The sequence below is a fragment of the Candidatus Solincola tengchongensis genome (assembly GCF_015711935.1).
In the GTDB taxonomy this organism is placed as follows: domain Bacteria; phylum Actinomycetota; class Geothermincolia; order Geothermincolales; family RBG-13-55-18; genus Solincola_A; species Solincola_A tengchongensis.
Window position 1 is genome coordinate 1 of sequence record NZ_JACVJJ010000087.1, and the last position, 3,499, is coordinate 3,499.

General features: G+C 62.8%; 2 protein-coding genes. One reads left to right on the top strand and one right to left on the bottom strand.

Features of this window, described 5'->3' with window-relative positions:
• Window positions 1-557: 557 nt before the first annotated feature.
• Window positions 558-1,190 carry a hypothetical protein gene (locus H7007_RS07780; protein ID WP_287154482.1) on the top strand — a complete coding sequence of 211 codons (633 nt, stop codon included), beginning with the start codon at window positions 558-560 and terminating at the stop codon, window positions 1,188-1,190.
• Window positions 1,191-1,216: 26 nt separating this feature from the next.
• On the opposite strand, the gene H7007_RS07785 is transcribed toward H7007_RS07780, so the two are convergent.
• A complete protein-coding gene (locus H7007_RS07785; RefSeq protein ID WP_287154483.1) occupies window positions 1,217-2,500 on the bottom strand; it encodes a UDP-glucose dehydrogenase family protein in 1,284 nt (427 codons plus the stop codon).
• Between the last annotated feature and the right edge of the window lie 999 nt (window positions 2,501-3,499).

The following is a 3,499-nucleotide window of genomic DNA, read 5'->3' on the forward strand; positions in this document are numbered from 1 at the left end:
AAAGCTCCTCGATGAAGGTCTTGAGAGCGTACATGATCCTTTCCTCGATCTTTGCCCAGGCCTGCTCCGTGAGGTTCTCGATGAGCTCGAGGGCTGCCTCTTCGGTCTCGATCTGGTACCCTTGCATGGGTGCTCCTTTCACAAAGGTTGCTTCCTTTTCTGAAAGGAAGGCACCCCATCTGAATTTCAGCAAGATAGTTTACGTGGCCCAACTTCCAAGACGGGTCGATTCTGGATTCGTCGTTGCTGGATGTTGCGTTGATGTGGGTGCTCAATAATTTGAAGGATCCAGATATGAACCAAGATTGACGATTAGAAGTGCGAAACTCTGCGCTGTCCTCTCTCGGCGGCGGAGGAAGTCTACGAGTGTTAAAGACATTCGATGAGAAACGTGGAGCTCGGTTTATGCCGGGGGCGAGCAGAGAAAGGACATTTGACTAAGGCCTCGAGGCACGGAAACGCGATGAACTGGGTTATCTCCTGGCAACAGGTGCCCTGTGAGACATCTGGGAGAGTCAAGGTTCCTATGGCGCGAAAAGAGCACGGGGAGGTGAGAGATGAAAGGGGAGGAGTTCTTCGAGCATCGCCCTTCCAACCCACCCCTTCCGGAGGGGTTGGCTGCCGAGCTGGGCGCTTCCGTCGGGAAGTTCAAGACCAGGCAGCTCGTGACCTCCGCCTTCCTTTTCGCGGCGGGAGCGACCATGCTGGCCTTGTCCTGGCCGGCGGCCAGTGGGAATTGGGGCACGGTGGAGGGGGAGAAGGGGATCACCTTGGCGCAATTCTTCCGCTACGGGGGGATCCTCCTGGCGGTTCTTGCCCTCGTGGCGGTGGCGGTGATCGTGAGTAACGCGACGAGGCGGCGGAAGGTCCTGGAGGCGGCGACGGGAAGGCCGGAGGAAGTGGCCTGGGTATATCTGGAAAGAATCTTATTGCCGGGTATGGGTGAATCGGGGCTGGCCCTGAGGCCGCACATTCAGCTCCGGGACGGGACGCACGCCTGGTTCCAGGTGAACAGGAGTGCCGCCGAGGAGGTCCTCGAGTTCTACGAGCGGGAGTCCCCGGGGGTCTGCCTGGGGTATGAACGGGGGCTGAGGAGGAGACTGCGCCGGGATCCCGAGGGTTTAGCCCGAGATCCGGTACGTACCGACAAGGTCAAGGTAACGCATATCACCTATCTCTACCGGGTCTGATTCGGGAAGGGGGCCTCATCGCGGGTTCAGCGGCCTACGCCCTGGTACTCGAAACCCAGGCGGCGCACGGAGATGGGCTCCAGGCAGTTTCGGGTATCCAGTATCCTCCTGCTGGCCATGGCCTCTTCCACGGCATGGAAGTCGGCGAGCTTGAACTCGTCCCAGTCGGTGAGGATGACCAGGAGCTCCGCCCCCCTCACCGCCTCCAGGGGAGTGTCCGCGCATGCCAGGTGTGGGAGGGCCCGGCGCGCGTTGTCCATAGCCTGGGGGTCGTAAGCCACTACCTCCGCCCCGCGCTCCAGCAGTATGCGCACTATCTCCAGGGCGGGAGACTCACGCACGTCGTCGGTGCCCGCCTTGAAGGCCAACCCCCAGGCGGCCACGCGCTTGCCCCGCAGGTCCCCGAGCATGTTCTCCGCTTTGCGCACCATGAGCTCCATCTGTTCCCGGTTAACCTGCATGACCCCTTCCAGGAGGTAGAAGTTGTAACCGGAGCGTCGGGCTATCTCGATGAGGGCCCGGCAGTCCTTGGGGAAGCAGGAGCCCCCGAACCCGGGGCCGGAGCGCAGGAACTCGAAGCCTATGCGGCGGTCATAACCCATACCCAGGGCCACCTCCTTCACGTCGGCGTTCACCGCCTCGCAGATGTTGGCGATGGCGTTGATGAAGGAGACCTTGGTGGCCAGGAAGGCGTTGGAGGCGTACTTGATCATCTCCGCGCTGGCCGGGTCGGTGATGAGGAGGGGCGCGTTCAGGGGCCGGTAGAGCTCGGTCATGACGCCTGCCGCCCTCTGGCTGTCCGTCCCGATGACGATGCGGTCGGGGTGCATGAAGTCGCGGACCGCCGTCCCCTCGCGCAGGAACTCCGGGTTGGAGACCACATCGAACTCCTCCCCTCCCGCCCGCTCCCGGATTATCCTCTCCACCAGACGGGTGGAGCCCACGGGCATGGTGCTCTTGTTGACGATGACCTTGTAACCGGTGACCGCGGGGGCGATCTCCTCCGCCGCTTGCGTGACGTAGGTCATGTCCGCGCTCCCGTCCTCGCTCTGGGGGGTGCCCACGGTGATGAAGACGATCTCCGCCTCGCGTACCGCCTCCTGGACGTCGGTGGTGAAGGAGAGGTTGCGGTCCAGGTGGCGTTCCAGGAGCTCGGGGAGTCCCACCTCGTATATGGTGGGCTCGCCGCGGCTCAAAAGCTCCACCTTCTCTGCGTCCCTGTCCACGCCGGCGACCAGGTGGCCCAGGTCCGCGAGGCAGGCCCCGGTGACCAGACCCACGTATCCCATGCCGATGACCGCGATCCTCATGTGAACCCGACCTCCGTGAAGACGTCGCGCCTTCCCCTCTCCGCCGCATGGTTGAGCCTCCGCTGCGGTCGAGGATATTCTACGACATGGCGGCCTTCCTGAACACGCGGCGGGGTCCGCCCCTCTCGTCCTCTCGACGTTTTCTTGTTTAACAGGGTGACCGGAGCGGACGCACGAGTAGTTTTCCAACCCGGGATCGCCACTCCCACCGTCGGGCGTGGTTATGACCCCTTCCCCCTCCGTTTCATGTGCGGGGGGGATAACAAGGTGCGCTCCTCGACCTTCATGTCCGGTAGATTCCCGCCGGAAAGTGCCGGTGTCGCCGTCCTCGGTGACCGAAACCGAGGCCGGACGCATTGCCCTCGGCATCGATCCTCGAAGAAAGCCTTCGGTTCCCCGGCGAGCGGGTGCCCCGTTTTTCCGTGGGTATCCCCTCGACCGGGCGGTCGAGGGGAGAAGGAGCTCCCTTGCTGAGGCCTGGTTTCTTACGCTGCGAATGACTCTCCGTGCGCCCCGGTTCTCGACGGCTCGTCCCCGGGCAGGCCCTTCCGCCACGGGGAAGGGCGGCGGAACCCCGCAGTCAACGGGGAACTGTCCGGAGATTGGCTCGGCGACGTTCCCGACCGTTTCCGGGAACGGAAAGGCTCGGCTGAGGTGAGACGGATGTCACACCCTTTTAGAGGGCGCTCCAGGGTTTGAAAACGGTCGAGGACCGCCCCGCCCTCCTTATGCAAGACGAGCAATTTCCAGGGCACGAGATTGTCGGCCTTTATTGCCAGAAGGGATTGCCCTATCCGGTCGCCGAGGCGGTGGGTGTCGGGGACGGAAAGGGACGGGTGCCCAGGCCCAGGAACATGGTGGACACCCCCTATACTCGCTCTGTAGCACAAGAAGCGAAGCAAGGAGGTGTCCATGAAAGGAGGTGTAGGAAACACCACCGGCATCTATCATACCGGGCTTCCGCACCAAAGGCGGATAGAAAGGACGGCGAGATGCCTG

What these genes read in the sequence shown, in the direction of transcription:
- H7007_RS07780 (WP_287154482.1), top strand. Translation starts at nt 558, where the DNA reads ATGAAAGGGGAGGAGTTCTTCGAGCATCGCCCTTCCAACCCACCCCTT.
- H7007_RS07785 (WP_287154483.1), bottom strand. Translation starts at nt 2,500, where the DNA reads ATGAGGATCGCGGTCATCGGCATGGGATACGTGGGTCTGGTCACCGGG.